13 protein-coding genes are annotated in these 14,543 nt (G+C 68.6%); 8 read left to right on the forward strand and 5 right to left on the reverse strand.

Annotated features, from left to right (window positions below; translation table 11 throughout):
• Positions 1-19 precede the first annotated feature (19 nt).
• The 3 genes from WDU99_RS01305 to tkt are packed head-to-tail and all read right to left on the reverse strand — an operon-like array spanning position 20 to position 4,835.
• The gene (locus WDU99_RS01305) at positions 20-1,624 is read right to left on the reverse strand and encodes a glucose-6-phosphate isomerase (protein ID WP_337330626.1); all 1,605 of its coding nucleotides are present in this window, start codon (positions 1,622-1,624) and stop codon (positions 20-22) included.
• Complete coding sequence (tal, locus tag WDU99_RS01310) at positions 1,621-2,733, reverse strand: transaldolase (RefSeq protein ID WP_337330627.1); 1,113 nt, start codon at positions 2,731-2,733, stop codon at positions 1,621-1,623. Before tal ends, WDU99_RS01305 begins: the two co-directional genes overlap by 4 nt.
• Positions 2,730-4,835, reverse strand: a complete 2,106-nt coding sequence (gene tkt / locus WDU99_RS01315) for a transketolase (RefSeq protein WP_420063963.1) — start codon at positions 4,833-4,835, stop codon at positions 2,730-2,732. Before tkt ends, tal begins: the two co-directional genes overlap by 4 nt.
• 233 nt (positions 4,836-5,068) lie before the next feature.
• On the opposite strand from tkt, the gene WDU99_RS01320 reads away from it, so the two are divergent.
• Complete coding sequence (locus tag WDU99_RS01320) at positions 5,069-6,001, forward strand: heme o synthase (RefSeq protein WP_337330760.1); 933 nt, start codon at positions 5,069-5,071, stop codon at positions 5,999-6,001.
• A gap of 9 nt (positions 6,002-6,010) precedes the next feature.
• Here WDU99_RS01320 and WDU99_RS01325 read toward each other — a convergent pair whose 3' ends face one another.
• Complete coding sequence (locus tag WDU99_RS01325) at positions 6,011-7,129, reverse strand: COX15/CtaA family protein (protein ID WP_337330629.1); 1,119 nt, start codon at positions 7,127-7,129, stop codon at positions 6,011-6,013.
• A gap of 239 nt (positions 7,130-7,368) precedes the next feature.
• On the opposite strand from WDU99_RS01325, the gene sufB reads away from it, so the two are divergent.
• The 7 genes from sufB to WDU99_RS01360 are packed head-to-tail and all read left to right on the forward strand — an operon-like array spanning position 7,369 to position 14,009.
• Positions 7,369-8,787, forward strand: a complete 1,419-nt coding sequence (gene sufB / locus WDU99_RS01330) for a Fe-S cluster assembly protein SufB (protein ID WP_337330630.1) — start codon at positions 7,369-7,371, stop codon at positions 8,785-8,787.
• The gene (gene sufD / locus WDU99_RS01335; RefSeq protein WP_337330631.1) at positions 8,787-9,980 is read left to right on the forward strand and encodes a Fe-S cluster assembly protein SufD; all 1,194 of its coding nucleotides are present in this window, start codon (positions 8,787-8,789) and stop codon (positions 9,978-9,980) included. Before sufB ends, sufD begins: the two co-directional genes overlap by 1 nt.
• Positions 9,977-10,303 (forward strand): non-heme iron oxygenase ferredoxin subunit, encoded by a 327-nt coding sequence (locus tag WDU99_RS01340; protein ID WP_337330632.1) that lies wholly within the window; start codon positions 9,977-9,979, stop codon positions 10,301-10,303. Before sufD ends, WDU99_RS01340 begins: the two co-directional genes overlap by 4 nt.
• On the forward strand, positions 10,304-11,074 hold the full coding sequence (sufC, locus tag WDU99_RS01345) for a Fe-S cluster assembly ATPase SufC (RefSeq protein ID WP_337330633.1): 771 nt from the start codon (positions 10,304-10,306) through the stop codon (positions 11,072-11,074).
• Positions 11,075-11,083: 9 nt separating this feature from the next.
• Positions 11,084-11,413 (forward strand): metal-sulfur cluster assembly factor, encoded by a 330-nt coding sequence (locus tag WDU99_RS01350; protein WP_337330634.1) that lies wholly within the window; start codon positions 11,084-11,086, stop codon positions 11,411-11,413.
• Between the two features lie 29 nt (positions 11,414-11,442).
• Positions 11,443-12,618: a MalY/PatB family protein gene (locus WDU99_RS01355; protein WP_337330635.1), complete on the forward strand. Its 1,176-nt coding sequence runs from the start codon at positions 11,443-11,445 to the stop codon at positions 12,616-12,618.
• Positions 12,615-14,009 (forward strand): MFS transporter, encoded by a 1,395-nt coding sequence (locus WDU99_RS01360; RefSeq protein ID WP_337330636.1) that lies wholly within the window; start codon positions 12,615-12,617, stop codon positions 14,007-14,009. Before WDU99_RS01355 ends, WDU99_RS01360 begins: the two co-directional genes overlap by 4 nt.
• Here the strand turns inward: WDU99_RS01360 and WDU99_RS01365 are convergent.
• Positions 13,966-14,538: a TetR family transcriptional regulator gene (locus WDU99_RS01365; protein ID WP_337330637.1), complete on the reverse strand. Its 573-nt coding sequence runs from the start codon at positions 14,536-14,538 to the stop codon at positions 13,966-13,968. The two genes, WDU99_RS01360 and WDU99_RS01365, sit on opposite strands and share 44 nt — an antisense overlap.
• Positions 14,539-14,543: the final 5 nt, after the last annotated feature.

Below are 14,543 nucleotides of genomic sequence, written 5' to 3' on the forward strand. Positions count from 1 at the left end.
TCCAAGTGATCGGGAGGAGCTACTGCGCGGCTTCGAACAGAGCCAGCACGTCATCGGCGGCATCCGTGATGGTCAGGGACACGACGGGGCGGCCGTGCTCGGCGAGCACTGCCGCATCGCCGGCGGCCTGTGCCTCGATCAGCTGACCGAAGGTGAACGGGCGGCCGGGGATCTCCAGGTCGACATCGGTGCGCTCGAGGATCTGCAGGAACACGCCCTGCGCCGGTCCGCCCTTGTGGTACTGGCCGGTCGAGTGCAGGAATCGCGGTCCCCAGCCGAACGTGGTCGGGCGGCCCGAATCGGCGGCCACCATCTCGCGCAGACCCTGCAGCTGTGACATGGTGCCGCGGTCGACGTACGCCTGCACAGACACGTAGCCATCCGCCTCCAGGCGGGCCCAGAGGGCATCCATCACACCTTCGATCGTGCCCGACTCGGTGAGTGCGGCATCCGAGGCGCGCACCTCGATGCCGTCCTGCACGAAGGCGGGGGCGACCTGCTCAGGGCGCGCATCGAGCAGGCCTCGAGCAGCGGTCTTGGCAGACTCCACGTCGGGCTGATCGAACGGGTTGATGCCCAGCAGATGGCCCGCGATCGCGGTCGCGTACTCCCACAGCAGGAACTGCGCACCCAGCGTTCCACTGACGAGGATCTCTCCGGGATGCCGCTCCGTGAGATGGAACTCGTCGGCGTCGTCCACGAGACGCACGATCCGCAGATCTGCGGGGCGCGACTCGAGCTCGGGCGAGACCGGCAGCAGCACGACGGGGAGGATGCCCGTGCCGCCCTTGCCGGTCGACTCGGCGATCAGCTGCTCGATCCAGTCGGGCAGCCCCTCGATGTGCGTGCCGTCGGTGATCAGCCCCAGCTTGTCGCGCCGCGGCGCGGTGCCGGTGATCGCCGCGGCGAGACGCAGCGCCGGGTTGTCGGCGGCATCGACCGCGAACTGCAGCATCGAGGCCTCCGCCTCGTCGAGCAGTTCGGCGATGTCGACGCCGGCGAGACCTGCGGGAACCAGACCGAAGGCGGTGAGCGCCGAGTACCGTCCGCCGACGTTCGGGTCGGCGTTGAACACGCGATATCCGGCCTCGCGGGCAGACGCGTCCAGCGGGGAACCCGGATCGGTCACGACGACGATGCGCTCGGTCGGATCGATGCCCAGGTCGGTGAAGGCCGCTTCGAAGGCACGGCGCTGCGAGTCGGTCTCGATCGTGGATCCCGACTTGGACGACACGACCAGCACGGTATCGCGCAGGTCGTCGTCGATGGCGTCGAGCACCTGCGCCGGGGCGGTCGAATCGAGCACGGTCAGGCGTGCGCCCTCGGTGTTCGCGATCACCTCGGGGGCGAGCGACGACCCGCCCATGCCCGCCAGCACCACGCGGCTGACGCCGCGCGCGGCGAGATCGTCGCGCAGGGCGACGATCTCGGCGACGAGCGGACGCGAGACCGACACGGCCTCGACCCAGCCGAGTCGGACGGCCGCCTCGGCCCTGGCATCCTCACCCCAGAGATCATCGTCGCCGGCCGTGAGGCGCGACGCGACGAGGGAGGCCACCAGGCCGGGCACGAGTTCGTCGACGGCCGCCTTGGCGTCGCCCGACACGTGCACCGCGACGGTCATCGCGCGGCTTCCAGCCCCTCGGCGACCTGCGTGAGCAGACCGTGCCACGAATCGATGAACTTGGCGACGCCTTCGTCCTCGAGGACCTGGGTGACGTCGTCGAAGTCGACGCCGACGGCCTTGAGGTCTGCGAACACCCGGTGGGCGTCGGCGTACGTCGAGGTGACGGTGTCGCCGTCGATGACGGCGTGGTCGAAGGTCGCCTCGAGGGTCTTCTCGGGCATCGTGTTCACGACCCCCGGCGCGACCAGTTCGGTGACGTAGAGCGTGTCGGGCAGGTCCGGGTCCTTCACGCCCGTGGATGCCCACAGCGGCCGCTGCAGGTTGGCGCCGGCGGCGATGAGGTCCTGGGCACGCTGCTCGGCGAACTTCTTCTCGAACAGCTCGTAGGCGAGGCGGGCGTTGGCGAGCCCTGCCTTGCTCTTGAGCGCGAGGGCCTCGTCGGTGCCGATGGCGGCGAGGCGCTTGTCGGTCTCGGTGTCGACGCGGGAGACGAAGAACGAGGCGACGGAGTGGATCGTCGACAGGTCGATGCCCGCATCCTTCGCCTTCTCCAGTCCGGCGAGGTAGGCGTCGATCACGGCCTCATGACGCTCCAGGCTGAAGATCAGCGTGACGTTGACGCTGATCCCGGCGCCGATGGCCTCGGTGATGGCGGGGAGTCCGGCCTTGGTGGCGGGGATCTTCACCAGCAGGTTCGGACGGTCGACGCGGTCCCACAGCTCCTTGGCCTGCGCGACGGTTCCCTCGGTGTCGTGTGCGAGGTCGGGTGAGACCTCGATCGACACGCGTCCATCGACGTGGTTCGTGGCCTCCCACACCGGGCGGAACACGTCCAGTGCCGCGCGGACGTCCTGGGTCGTGGCAGCGAAGACGGCGTCCTCGGCGGATGCCCCCGAGGCGGCGAGCTCGTGCACCTGCGCATCGTACGAGGTGTCGTTCTCGTCGGTGATGGCGTTCGCGAAGATCGTCGGGTTCGTGGTGACGCCGACGACGTTGCGGGTGTCGATCAGCTGCTGCAGGTTGCCCGACGCGATGCGGGTGCGTGAGAGATCGTCGAGCCAGATGCTGACGCCGGCTGCGGAAAGCTGTGCGGTGGGGGTGCTCATGCGTTGTTCTCCTTGATGCTCTCGCGGGCCGCTTCGACGACCGCCTCGGTGGTGATGCCGAACTTCTCGAACAGCGTCTTGTAATCGGCGGACGCGCCGAAGTGGTCGATGCCGACCGAGCGTCCGCGGTCGCCGACGATCTCGCGCCAGCCGCCGACCGAGCCGGCCTCGACCGAGACACGCGCCGTGACGGACGCCGGCAGCACCGACTCGCGGTAGGCGTCGTCCTGCTCGGCGAACCACTCCAGCGACGGCGCCGACACCACGCGCACGCCGATGCCCTCCGCCGCGAGCGACTCGCGCGCGGCGACGGCGAGCTGCACCTCGGAGCCCGTGGCGATGATGATCACGTCCGGCGTGCCGCCGGGAGCCTCGGCGAGCACATACGCGCCCTTGACCGCACCCGCGGCCGACGCGAGCACGTCGCCGGTGGCCGCGCCGTCGCCTCGCTCGAACACCGGGATGTTCTGACGGGTGAGGGCGATGCCCGTGGGTCCGCCGTGGCGGCGCAGCACCTCGAGCCACACCGCGGCGGTCTCGTTGGCATCCGCCGGCCGGGCGACAGTGAAGTTCGGGATCAGTCGCAGCGAGGCGAGCTGCTCGATGGGCTGGTGCGTCGGCCCGTCCTCACCGAGGGCGACCGAGTCGTGCGTCCACACGAAGATGCTCGGGATGTTCATCAGCGCCGACAGGCGCACGGCGGGGCGCATGTAATCGCTGAAGATCAGGAACGTGCCGCCGAACGCGCGCGTGGGGCCGTGCAGCACGATGCCGTTGACGATCGCGCCCATGGCGTGCTCGCGGATGCCGAAATGCATTACCCGGCCGTAGCGGTCACCCGCCCACTCGTGCGTCGACCACTCCTGCGGGATGAACGACGGTGCGCCCTTGATGGTGGTGAGGTTCGACTCGGCGAGATCCGCCGAGCCGCCCCACAGCTCGGGCAGCTGCTCCGCGAGGGCGTTGATGACCTGACCGGATGCGGCGCGGGTCGACACGTCCTTGCCCGCCTCGAACGACGGAAGCGCGTCGGCGATGCCGTCGGGCAGCTCGTGGGCATCGATGCGGTCCAGCAGCGCCTTGCGGTCGGGGTTGGCGGCCGCCCACTCATCGAAGGAGCGCTGCCACTGCGCACGCTCCTCGGCCGCGCGCTCACCGAGCGCGCGGGTGTGGGCGAGGATGTCGTCCGCGACGACGAAGTGCTGTTCGGGATCGAAGCCGAGCACCTTCTTCGTGGCGGCAAGCTCATCGGCGCCCAGCGCCGAACCGTGGATCTTGCCGGTGTTCTGCTTGCCGGGGGACGGCCAGCCGATGATGGTCTTGAGGATGATCAGCGAGGGCTTGGACTGCTCGCCCTTGGCCGCCTCGATCGCGGCGTGCAGCTCGGCGACGTCCTCGACGTACTCGCCGGTCTTCTTCCAATCGACCGTCTGCACGTGCCAGCCGTACGCCTCGTAGCGGGCCGCGACGTCCTCGGTGAAGGCGACGTTCGTGTCGTCCTCGATCGAGATCTGATTCGAGTCGTAGATGGCGATCAGGTTGCCCAGCTGCTGGTGGCCGGCCAGCGAGGATGCCTCGCTCGTCACACCCTCCTGCAGGTCGCCGTCACCGGCGACCGTGTAGACGAAGTGGTCGAACGGACTCGTCCCTGCCGGGGCATCCGGATCGAACAGCCCGCGCTCGTACCGTGCGGCGTACGCGAACCCGACGGCCGAGGCGAGGCCCTGACCCAGCGGGCCGGTCGTGATCTCGACGCCGTCGGTGTGACCGAACTCGGGGTGCCCTGGCGTCTTGGAGCCCCAGGTGCGCAGCGACTCGAGATCGTTCAACTCGAGACCGAAACCGCCCAGATACAGCTGCACGTACTGGGTGAGGGAGGAGTGGCCCACCGACAGGATGAAGCGGTCACGGCCGATCCAGTGCGTGTCAGCCGGGTCATGGCGCATCACCCGCTGATAGAGCAGATATGCCGCGGGAGCGAGACTCATCGCCGTTCCGGGGTGTCCGTTGCCCACCTTCTCGACGGCGTCGGCCGCGAGTACACGCGCCGTGTCCACCGCGCGCCGGTCGATGTCTTCCCACTGCAGTTCTGTCACGGCCATACTCCTTCTGACGTATGCGAAGGCGCCCCATGTTCCTGCGCGGTCCGCGTCGTCACGGATGAGCTGCACAGCGCCGGGCGCGCGAGTGGTCTCAGCATACCGGCGCGCTGCCCGACGGTGCGGGTGTGTTGCGGTTGGTTGCCGCGGAATGGGACGCATGCCGGTAGCGGGGCGCGACACGCCGGGTGACATAGAATGGACGGAGTTTGCCTACGCACGCGCAGAAGGAGGCGATCGCGATCTCGACGACATCGCAGACCACCGGGACCACCCACTCGGTCGGCCAGAAGATCCGCGGCTACATCGCACTCACCAAGCCCAGGGTGATGGAGCTGCTGCTCGTCTCCACCGTGCCCGTCATGATCCTCGCGATGGGCGGCAGGGCCTTCGTCTGGGCCGACTTCTGGCTCGTGATCGCGACCGTGATCGGCGGCGCCATGAGCGCCGGGTCCGCGGCGTCGTTCAACATGTACCTCGATCGCGACATCGATGTGCACATGAAGCGCACCGTGAACCGGCCGCTGGTGACCGGAGAGGTCTCACCGCGCGGCGCCCTGGTGTTCTCGTGGGTGCTCGCCGTGGTGTCGACCGTCTGGCTGCTGCTGACCACGAACTGGCTCGCCGCCGCGCTCTCGGCCGGAGCGATCTTCTTCTACGTCGTGATCTACACGATGATCCTCAAGCGACGCACCGAGCAGAACATCATCTGGGGCGGCATCGCCGGCTGCTTCCCGGTGCTGATCGGCTGGACCGCGGTGACCGGCTCCTTCGCCTGGCCGCCGATCGTGCTGTTCGTGCTGGTCTTCCTGTGGACCCCCGCGCACTACTGGCCGCTGTCGATGAAGTACAAGAACGACTACGACGACGTCGACGTCCCCATGCTCGGCGTCACCCGCTCGCCCTCGCAGGTGGGCCTGCAGGTGATCCTCTACGCCTGGGCGACCGTCGCGTGCTCGCTGCTGCTCGTGCCCGTCGCGCACATGGGACTGGTGTACACGGTCTCGGCCCTGGTGTTCGGCGGCTGGTTCATCTACGAGTCGCACCGCCTCTACAACCGCGCCGTGCATGGCGACGAGGCGCGCCCGATGCGGGTGTTCCACGCGTCGATCACGTATCTGACGCTGATCTTCCTCGCCGTCGCGGTCGACCCGCTGCTGCCGTTCTGACCGGCGACGTCACTCGACGGGGCGCTTGAGCTTCAGCATCACGACCGTGTAGGTCGCGGCGGTGAGAGCCGCCAGCACCATGTGGATGCCGACGAGCAGGGCGGGAAGACCGTCGCGCGCCTGCCACACGCCGACCAGCACCTGCACGGCGATCGCCGCCAGGAGCACGATCAGCCAGTTGCGCACCGGAAGTCGCAGCAGCAATGCGCTCACCAGCAGCACCAACACTAGGCCGGTGAGGATGTATCCGGGCCAGGAATGCACGTGGGCGAGCACCGAGGCGTCGAAGCCGGTGCGGATCACGTTCGCATCGCCGGAGTGCGGCCCTGACCCGGTCGTCAGCACGCCCACGAAGATCGTCATCGCCAGTGCCAGACCGGTGACGTGCGACAGGATCATGAACCACGTCGGCGCCGTGCGCTCACGCGGGCCCTGGTCTTCGCGCATCCGCACCAGGAAGGCAGCGGTCACGCAGACCAGCGCCAGGGACGCCACGTAGTGGAATCCGACGATCAGCGGGTTCAGGCCGGTGAGCACCGTGACGCCCCCGACGAACGCCTGGGCGATGACGCCGACGAGCACGATCCACGCCAGCACGGGCAGGTCGCGGCGACCGGTGATGGTGCGGATCGACTGCACTGCGGCGAGGACGGCGACCAGCAGGAGCCCCGCGGCGAATGCGGGGAAGGCGAGCTCGTCGTGTCCGGCGACCGTGGCGATCGCATACAGGACGCACCCGGCGCCGATCCCGCCGAGCGCGAACCAGAGTGCGGTCGTGAAGGCACGTCGGCCCCCGACGATGTGCAGCGTGAACAGCAGCACGACGATGGCGAGGATGCCCACGACGCCGGTGATGGTGCGGTTGCCGAACTCGATGATGCCGTGGATGCCCTGTTCGGGTGTCGGCACGAGGGACTCGGGGGTGCAGAGCGGCCACTCCGAGCATCCGAGCCCCGAGCCGGTCAGGCGCACGGCGCCGCCCGTGCCGATGATGAAGACCTCGAAGATGAACGAGAGCCACGCGAACACGCGCACGCGCGCGTCGACCTCGCGCGGCATCCAGGCGAAGAAGCGGTCTCGCCAGCCGGTGGGAGCGGGAGTCGTCTCGGGCGCGACGATGTCAGTCATGGGACCTCCGGTTCCGGCCGAGGGTCAGCGGGCGCGGCCCGTCTGTCAGGCGGAACCTGTAGAATCGGATGGTGGTGAGGGAGGCGCACAGCGCGAAATCCATCACCTACAGTTTAGGCGCGTGTTCCGCGCTGATGATGAGGGCCCATGAGCGGCATCCAATCCCTGAAGACTCGACGGGGAACCTGATGTGCCGGGGCGGATGACACCGTCTGGGCCCGTGTTGAGGAGAGTGTGTCATGTCGGATGTGCTGATCGACCGCCCGGAACTGGACAGTCTGGGGGTGTACGAATTCGGCTGGCATGACGCCGACGCCGCGGGCGCCAGCGCCCGTCGCGGTCTCTCCGAGGCCGTGGTGCGTGACATCTCCGCGCTGAAGAGCGAACCCGAATGGATGCTGAAGACCCGCCTCAAGGGCCTGTCGCTCTTCGGGCGCAAGCCGATGCCGACCTGGGGCGCCGACCTCAGCGAGATCGACTTCGACAACATCAAGTACTTCGTCCGCTCCACCGAGAAGCAGGCGCAGTCGTGGGAGGAGCTCCCCGACGACATCAAGAACACCTACGAGCGCCTCGGCATCCCCGAGGCCGAGCGTCAGCGCCTCGTCGCCGGTGTGGCCGCGCAGTACGAGTCCGAGGTGGTGTACCACCAGATCCGCGAGGACCTCGAGGAGCAGGGTGTCATCTTCATGGACACCGACACGGCGCTGCGCGAGCACCCCGAGTTCTTCGAGGAGTACTTCGGCACCGTGATCCCCTCCGGCGACAACAAGTTCGCCGCGCTGAACACCGCCGTCTGGTCGGGCGGATCGTTCGTGTACGTCCCCAAGGGCGTGCACGTCGAGATCCCGCTGCAGGCCTACTTCCGCATCAACACCGAGAACATGGGCCAGTTCGAGCGCACGCTGATCATCGCCGATGAAGGCAGCTACGTGCACTACATCGAGGGCTGCACGGCGCCGATCTACAAGTCGGACTCGCTGCACTCGGCGGTCGTCGAGATCATCGTGAAGAAGAACGCCCGCGTGCGGTACACGACCATCCAGAACTGGTCCAACAACGTCTACAACCTGGTCACCAAGCGCGCCGTCGCTCACGAGGGCGCGACCATGGAGTGGGTCGACGGCAACATCGGCTCCAAGGTGACGATGAAGTACCCGTCGATCTACCTGATGGGCGAGCGCGCCAAGGGCGAGACGCTCTCGGTCGCCTTCGCCGGTCCGGGGCAGCACCAGGATGCCGGCGCGAAGATGGTGCACATGGCGCCGTACACCCAGTCGTCGATCGTCTCGAAGTCGATCGCCCGCGGTGGCGGACGCTCCGGCTACCGCGGCGAGGTGCGGGTCGATCCCGCGGCACACCACTCCGCCAACTCGGTGGTCTGCGATGCTCTGCTCGTCGACACCCAGTCGCGCTCCGACACGTATCCCTCGATCGACATCCGCGTCGACGACGTGCAGCTCGGTCATGAGGCCACCGTCTCGAAGGTCAGCGCCGAGCAGCTCTTCTACCTGCAGTCGCGCGGCATCGAGGAGACCGAGGCGATGGCGATGATCGTGCGCGGCTTCATCGAGCCGATCGCGCGCGAGCTGCCGATGGAGTACGCGATGGAACTGAACAAGCTCATCGAGATGGGCATGGAAGGATCGGTCGGCTGATGACGGCCCCCACACAGGCGCCCGAGCTGGCGCCGCAGACGAACGCGCACATCGACCCCGCCGCCCAGGTGCAGGACGCCGGCTTCGTGCCGGTGCAGACCCGCTCCGAGCGGCCCCGGTCGTTCGATCCCGACGACTTCGGCGTGCCCACCGGCCGTGAGGTCAACTGGAAGCACACCCCGGTCGCGCAGCTGAAGCCGCTGTTCGAGACCGCCGAGGGCGAGGGTGTCGGCTACACCTTCAGCCACCCGCAGTACGTCGCCCCGGCTCTCGCACACGGCACCGCGCCGCGCGGCGAGTTCTTCACGCCCGAGGACATCGTCGCGGCGGTGGCGTGGCAGGGTGCACCGGATGCCCTGCACCTGAGCATCCCGAATGACGAAGAGATCGACGAGCCGATCGTCGTGAGCATCGACGGCACCGGCGGTCGCGCCGACGCCCACCTCGTGATCGAGGCGGGCCGTCACAGCGTCTCGACCGTCGTGCTGCGACACACCGGCAGCGCGCAGTACGCGCAGAACGTCGAGATCATCGTGCGCGACGGCGCGAAGCTGAAGCTCGTGACCGTGCAGCAGTGGGACGACGACGCGATCCACGCGTCGGCGCACCAGGCGCGCGTCGACCGCGATGCCGAGCTCACCCACATCGTCGTCAGCCTCGGCGGCGGCATCGTGCGGGTGAACCCGAACGTCGAACTCGCCGGCACCGGTTCGCACGGCTACCTGTACGGGCTGTCGTTCGCCGATGCGGGTCAGCACTTCGAGAGTCAGGTCTACCTGCACCACAAGGGCGCCCACACCACCGGCGATGTGCTCTACAAGGGCGCGCTGAACGGCGCGAGCGCGCACAGCGTGTGGATCGGCGACGTGCTGATCGGACCCGACGCGGTGGGCACCGACTCGTACGAGGCGAACCGCAACCTGGTGCTGACCGAGGGGGCTCGCGCCGACTCGATCCCGAACCTCGAGATCGAGACCGGTGACATCGCCGGCGCCGGTCACGCCAGCGCCACGGGGCGCTTCGACGATGAGCAGCTGTTCTACCTGCAGGCCCGTGGCATCACCGAAGACGAGGCCCGTCGCCTGGTGGTGTTCGGATTCCTCACCGAGGTCATCCAGCGCATCGGCATCCCCTCAGTGCAGGAGGAACTGCTCACGGCCGTCGAGGCCGAGCTCGCGGCGGTGGACAAGTGACCGCGCAGCGCGCATGCGGTGTCGGCGAACTCGAGCAGGACACGCCGCTGCGCGTGGTCATCGACGACGTCGCCATCGCGATCGTCAAGGACGCCGATGACGAGATCCACGCGATCGGCGACCGCTGCACGCACGGTGACATCTCCCTCGCCGAGGGCTTCGTGGAGGGCAAGACGCTCGAATGCTGGGCACACGGCTCGGCGTTCTCGCTCGAGACCGGCCACCCCCTCAACCTCCCCGCTTACGAGCCCGTCCCTGTTTACGTCGTCACGATCGACGGCGACGACGTGCTCATCGACCCCACTGTCATTAAGGAAGTCTGAATGTCTGTTCTCGAGATCCGCGACCTGCACGTAACGGTCGAGACCGACCAGGGCGAGACGCCGATCCTCAACGGGATCGACCTCACCATCAACACCGGTGAGACGCACGCCATCATGGGCCCCAACGGCTCGGGCAAGTCGACCCTGGCCTACACGATCGCCGGTCACCCCAAGTACACCGTCACCAGCGGCACGATCACCTTCGACGGTGAGGACGTGCTCGAGATGAGCGTCGACGAGCGGGCCCGCGCGGGTCTGTTCCTCGCGATGCAGTACCCGGTGGAGATCCCCGGGGTCACGGTGACGAACTTCCTGCGCACCGCGAAGACGGCCATCGACGGCGAGGCGCCGTCGATCCGTCAGTGGACCAAGGACGTCAAGGGCGCCATGTCGAACCTGCGCATGGACCCGAAGTTCGCGCAGCGCAACGTCAACGAGGGCTTCTCCGGTGGTGAGAAGAAGCGTCACGAGATCATGCAGCTCGAGGTGCTCAAGCCGAAGTTCGCCGTGCTCGACGAGACCGACTCCGGTCTGGACGTCGACGCGCTGAAGATCGTCTCGGAGGGCGTCAACCGCGCCAAGGAGGCCACGAACCTCGGTGTGCTGCTCATCACGCACTACACGCGCATCCTGCGGTACATCCGCCCGGACTTCGTGCACGTGATCGTCGCGGGCAAGATCGTCGAAGAGGGCGGCGCCGAGCTGGCCGACCGCCTCGAGGACGAGGGCTACGACCGGTTCATCGACCCGGCAGCCCCGATCGAAGCGTAGGCTGAGGGCATGACCGCGACCCTCACTCCCGAGAAGTACGACGACGTCACCGAAGCGCTCAAGGACGTCATGGATCCCGAGCTCGGGATCAACGTCGTCGACCTCGGACTGATCTACGACCTGTCGTGGGACGACGAGAACGACGCACTGGTCATCCACATGACGCTGACGAGCGCGGGTTGCCCGCTCACCGACGTGCTCGAGGAGCAGACCGCCCAGGCGCTGGACGCGGTCGTCGACAGGTTCCGCATCAACTGGGTGTGGATGCCGCCGTGGGGCCCCGAGCGCATCACGGATGACGGGCGCGACATGATGCGCGCCCTCGGTTTCGCCATCTGACCCGAGGTCGGGTCACCGTCGGAGGACGCATGACTGCTCCTGTCCGGGCCCTGAGCCTCGCAGAGCTGCGCGAGCGCACGAGCGAGAAGTGGCGGGAGTACCCCGAAGAGGTGCTCCCGCTCTTCGTCGCCGAGATGGACTTCGCGCTCGCTCCGGCGATCACCGCCGCTCTGGAGCGTGCGGTGCGGATCGGGGACACCGGGTACGTGGCATCCCGCACACCGCTCGCGGCCGCTTACACGGCGTTCGCCCAGCGACGCTTCGACTGGGCACCCGACCCTGCGGGCATGCGCAGCACCGCCGATGTGAGCATGGGGATCGTCGAGATCCTGCGCCGGGTGGTCGAGCCCGGGGAGCGCGTGATCGTGAACCCGCCGGTCTATCCGCCGTTCTTCGACCTCGTCTCCGAAGCGGGCGGCGTCGTCGAGCGCGTGCCGCTGCGTGAGACGGGGGGCGGCTGGCAGCTCGACCTCGACGGGATCGCCGCGGCGCTGGCATCCGGCGTCCGTGCCGTGCTGCTCTGCAACCCGCACAACCCGACCGGCACGGTGCACTCCGCCGAGTCCCTGCGTGCGCTGGCCGAGCTCGCCGACCGCCACGGCGCGACGGTCGTCTCGGATGAGATCCATGCGCCGCTCGTGCAGCCGCACGCTCAGTTCACCCCGTTCCTGTCGACGGGCCCCGCCGCCGAGCGCGTCGGGTTCGCCGTGGTGAGTGCGAGCAAGGCCTTCAACCTCGCCGGCCTGAAGTGCGCGCTGATGGTCGCCGCGTCGCCCGAGCGGCGAGCGCTGCTGCGCGGGCTCCCCGTCGAGGTCGAGTGGCGCACCGGCCAGTTCGGTCTGCTGGCGGCGGTCGCCGCCTTCGCACCCGAGAGCGACACCTGGCTGGACGGCCTGCTGAGCACACTGGACCAGAACCGGCGGCTGCTCGCCGACCTGCTGGCGACGCACCTTCCGGGGGCGCGATATCGGATGCCCGATGCGGGCTACCTCGCGTGGATCGACCTCACAGAGCTCGGCTGGGGTGCGAACCCCTCGCGGCGCATTCTGCGCGAGGCGAAGGTGGCGCTGAACGCCGGTCCGACGTTCGGGACGGAGGGCGCCGGTCATGTTCGGCTGAACTTCGGCACCAGTCCCGAGATCCTCACGGAAGCCGTTCTGCGCATCGCCGGACTGCGCGACGCCGACGGCGAGACGTCGAGGTGAGCGGCACCACCACCGAGACCATCTGGGATCGCACCCGGCTCGGCATCACGATCGGCTCGGTCGTGCTGATCTTCCTCGCGGCGATCGAGGCGCTGGCCGTCACGACGGTGATGCCGGTGGTCAGCGCCGACCTGCACGGCGAAGCGCTGTACGCGGTGGCGTTCTCGGGCACGCTCGCGACCAGCGTGATCGGCATGGTCGCCTCCGGCACGTGGAGCGATCGCAGCGGCCCCCGCGCGGCGCTGTACACCTCCGTCGCGCTGTTCGCCCTGGGGCTGCTGGTCTCGGGTCTCGCGACCGACATGTACGTGTTCATCGCGGGCCGCCTGATCCAGGGGCTGGGGGCGGGCGGACAGACCGTGGCGCTCTACGTCGTGGTGGCCAGGGTGTATCCCGCGCACCTGCACGGCCGCATCTTCGCCGCGTACGCGGCCGCCTGGGTGGTCCCATCCATGATCGGTCCCTTTCTGGCGGGCATCGTCACGGAGTTCCTGCACTGGCGCTGGACATTCCTCGGCGTCGCCGCGCTGGTCGCGGCGGCCTTCCTGCTGGTCATGCAGCGTCTGGCGGGCGTGTCGCTGACGACCGACGCCGACGGCACGCCGGCGACGCCGGAGGTGGTCGACGACCCGGCGCACGTCGTAGGACGCTTCGCGACGCGGATGATGCTGGCGGTCGTCGTGGCACTGTGCGCGGTGGCAGTGGGCTTCGCGGCGGACATGCCGCCCGTGTTCGGCGGGCCGCTCGCACTGCTGGGCGTCGCAGTGATCGGGTTCGCACTGCTGCCTCTCGTACCGCGGGGCACGCTGCGCGCAGCGCCGGGACTGCCGAGTGTCGTCCTCACCCGTGGACTGATCGCCGGCGCATTCTTCGCCGCTGAGGCGTACGTGCCGAAATTGCTGATGGACGAACACGGATTCACCCCGTCGGTCGCAGGCCTCGCCCTCACTCTCGCGGCGCTGGGCTGGTCGGGTGCCTCGGTCGTGCAGGGACGGTACGGTGAGCGGATCGGGAGCACCCGCATCATGGTGACCACGTTCGCGCTGATGCTCGTCGCACTGGTCGCCGTGCTGCTCGTGATCGTGGCGTGGCCGCAGCCATGGCTGATCGTCGTGGGCTGGGGCTTCGCCGGGGCGGGCATGGGTCTGCTGTACCCGTGGCTGACGGTGCTGACGCTGGCCTACTCGACGCCGCGCAACGAGGGCTTCAACTCCTCGGCGCTGTCGATCTCGGATGCCACCGGCTCGGCTGTCGCGGTGGCGATCGCCGGTCTCGGCTTCGTCGCGCTGCCGTTGCTGGGCTCAGGGTATGTGACGGTCTACGCGGTCGCCGTGGTGCTGCTGATGCTCACGCTCGTGCCGGGTCTGCGGATGGGCGACGGACGGCGCTGAGGCCGGCCAGCGCGCGGATGCCGGCCTCGAAGACAGCATCCGACTGCGCGGTGGGGTCGGCGGCGTCGGGCTCGACGGCGCCGATGCTCTGCGCATGCATCCTCTGCTGCAGCAGCATCGCGTGCCCGACGATGAATTCGAACACGGCGTCCGCGAGTGGCCCGACGTCGGGAGCCCCGCCCAGCGCGGCGGCGAGCGCTCGCTGCGCCCGTGGTGTTCCCAGGCGCAGTGCATAGCTGCTCATGACGACCTCGGCGCCGTCGCGATAGGTCAGGAGCGCGTCGAGCACCGCGTCAGCGACCTGCGATGGATCGGCGGTGGGGTCGGGCTCGGGCACCGCGGTCAGGATGCGGTCGGCGACACCGGCGAGCAGCGCCTGCTTGTGCGGGAAGTGCCAGTACAGCGCGCTGGGCTGCACCTCCAGCTCGGTGGCGATGCGACGCATCGACAGATCGGGCAGTCCCACCTCGTCGAGCAGTCGCAGTGCGCAGTCGATGACGCTGTGGCGATCGTGTCGGGCAGGTGCCATGCACC

This window comes from Microbacterium bandirmense, from assembly GCF_037204185.1.
GTDB classification, from domain to species: Bacteria; Actinomycetota; Actinomycetes; order Actinomycetales; family Microbacteriaceae; genus Microbacterium; species Microbacterium bandirmense.

Excerpts from the sequence above, each read along its gene's own strand:
- WDU99_RS01305 (WP_337330626.1), bottom strand. The coding sequence starts at position 1,624 with ATGACCGTCGCGGTGCACGTGTCGGGCGACGCCAAGGCGGCCGTCGAC.
- tal (WP_337330627.1), bottom strand. The coding sequence starts at position 2,733 with ATGAGCACCCCCACCGCACAGCTTTCCGCAGCCGGCGTCAGCATCTGG.
- tkt (WP_420063963.1), bottom strand. The coding sequence starts at position 4,835 with ATGGCCGTGACAGAACTGCAGTGGGAAGACATCGACCGGCGCGCGGTG.
- WDU99_RS01325 (WP_337330629.1), bottom strand. The coding sequence starts at position 7,129 with ATGACTGACATCGTCGCGCCCGAGACGACTCCCGCTCCCACCGGCTGG.
- sufB (WP_337330630.1), top strand. The coding sequence starts at position 7,369 with ATGTCGGATGTGCTGATCGACCGCCCGGAACTGGACAGTCTGGGGGTG.
- sufD (WP_337330631.1), top strand. The coding sequence starts at position 8,787 with ATGACGGCCCCCACACAGGCGCCCGAGCTGGCGCCGCAGACGAACGCG.
- sufC (WP_337330633.1), top strand. The coding sequence starts at position 10,304 with ATGTCTGTTCTCGAGATCCGCGACCTGCACGTAACGGTCGAGACCGAC.
- WDU99_RS01350 (WP_337330634.1), top strand. The coding sequence starts at position 11,084 with ATGACCGCGACCCTCACTCCCGAGAAGTACGACGACGTCACCGAAGCG.
- WDU99_RS01355 (WP_337330635.1), top strand. The coding sequence starts at position 11,443 with ATGACTGCTCCTGTCCGGGCCCTGAGCCTCGCAGAGCTGCGCGAGCGC.
- WDU99_RS01365 (WP_337330637.1), bottom strand. The coding sequence starts at position 14,538 with ATGGCACCTGCCCGACACGATCGCCACAGCGTCATCGACTGCGCACTG.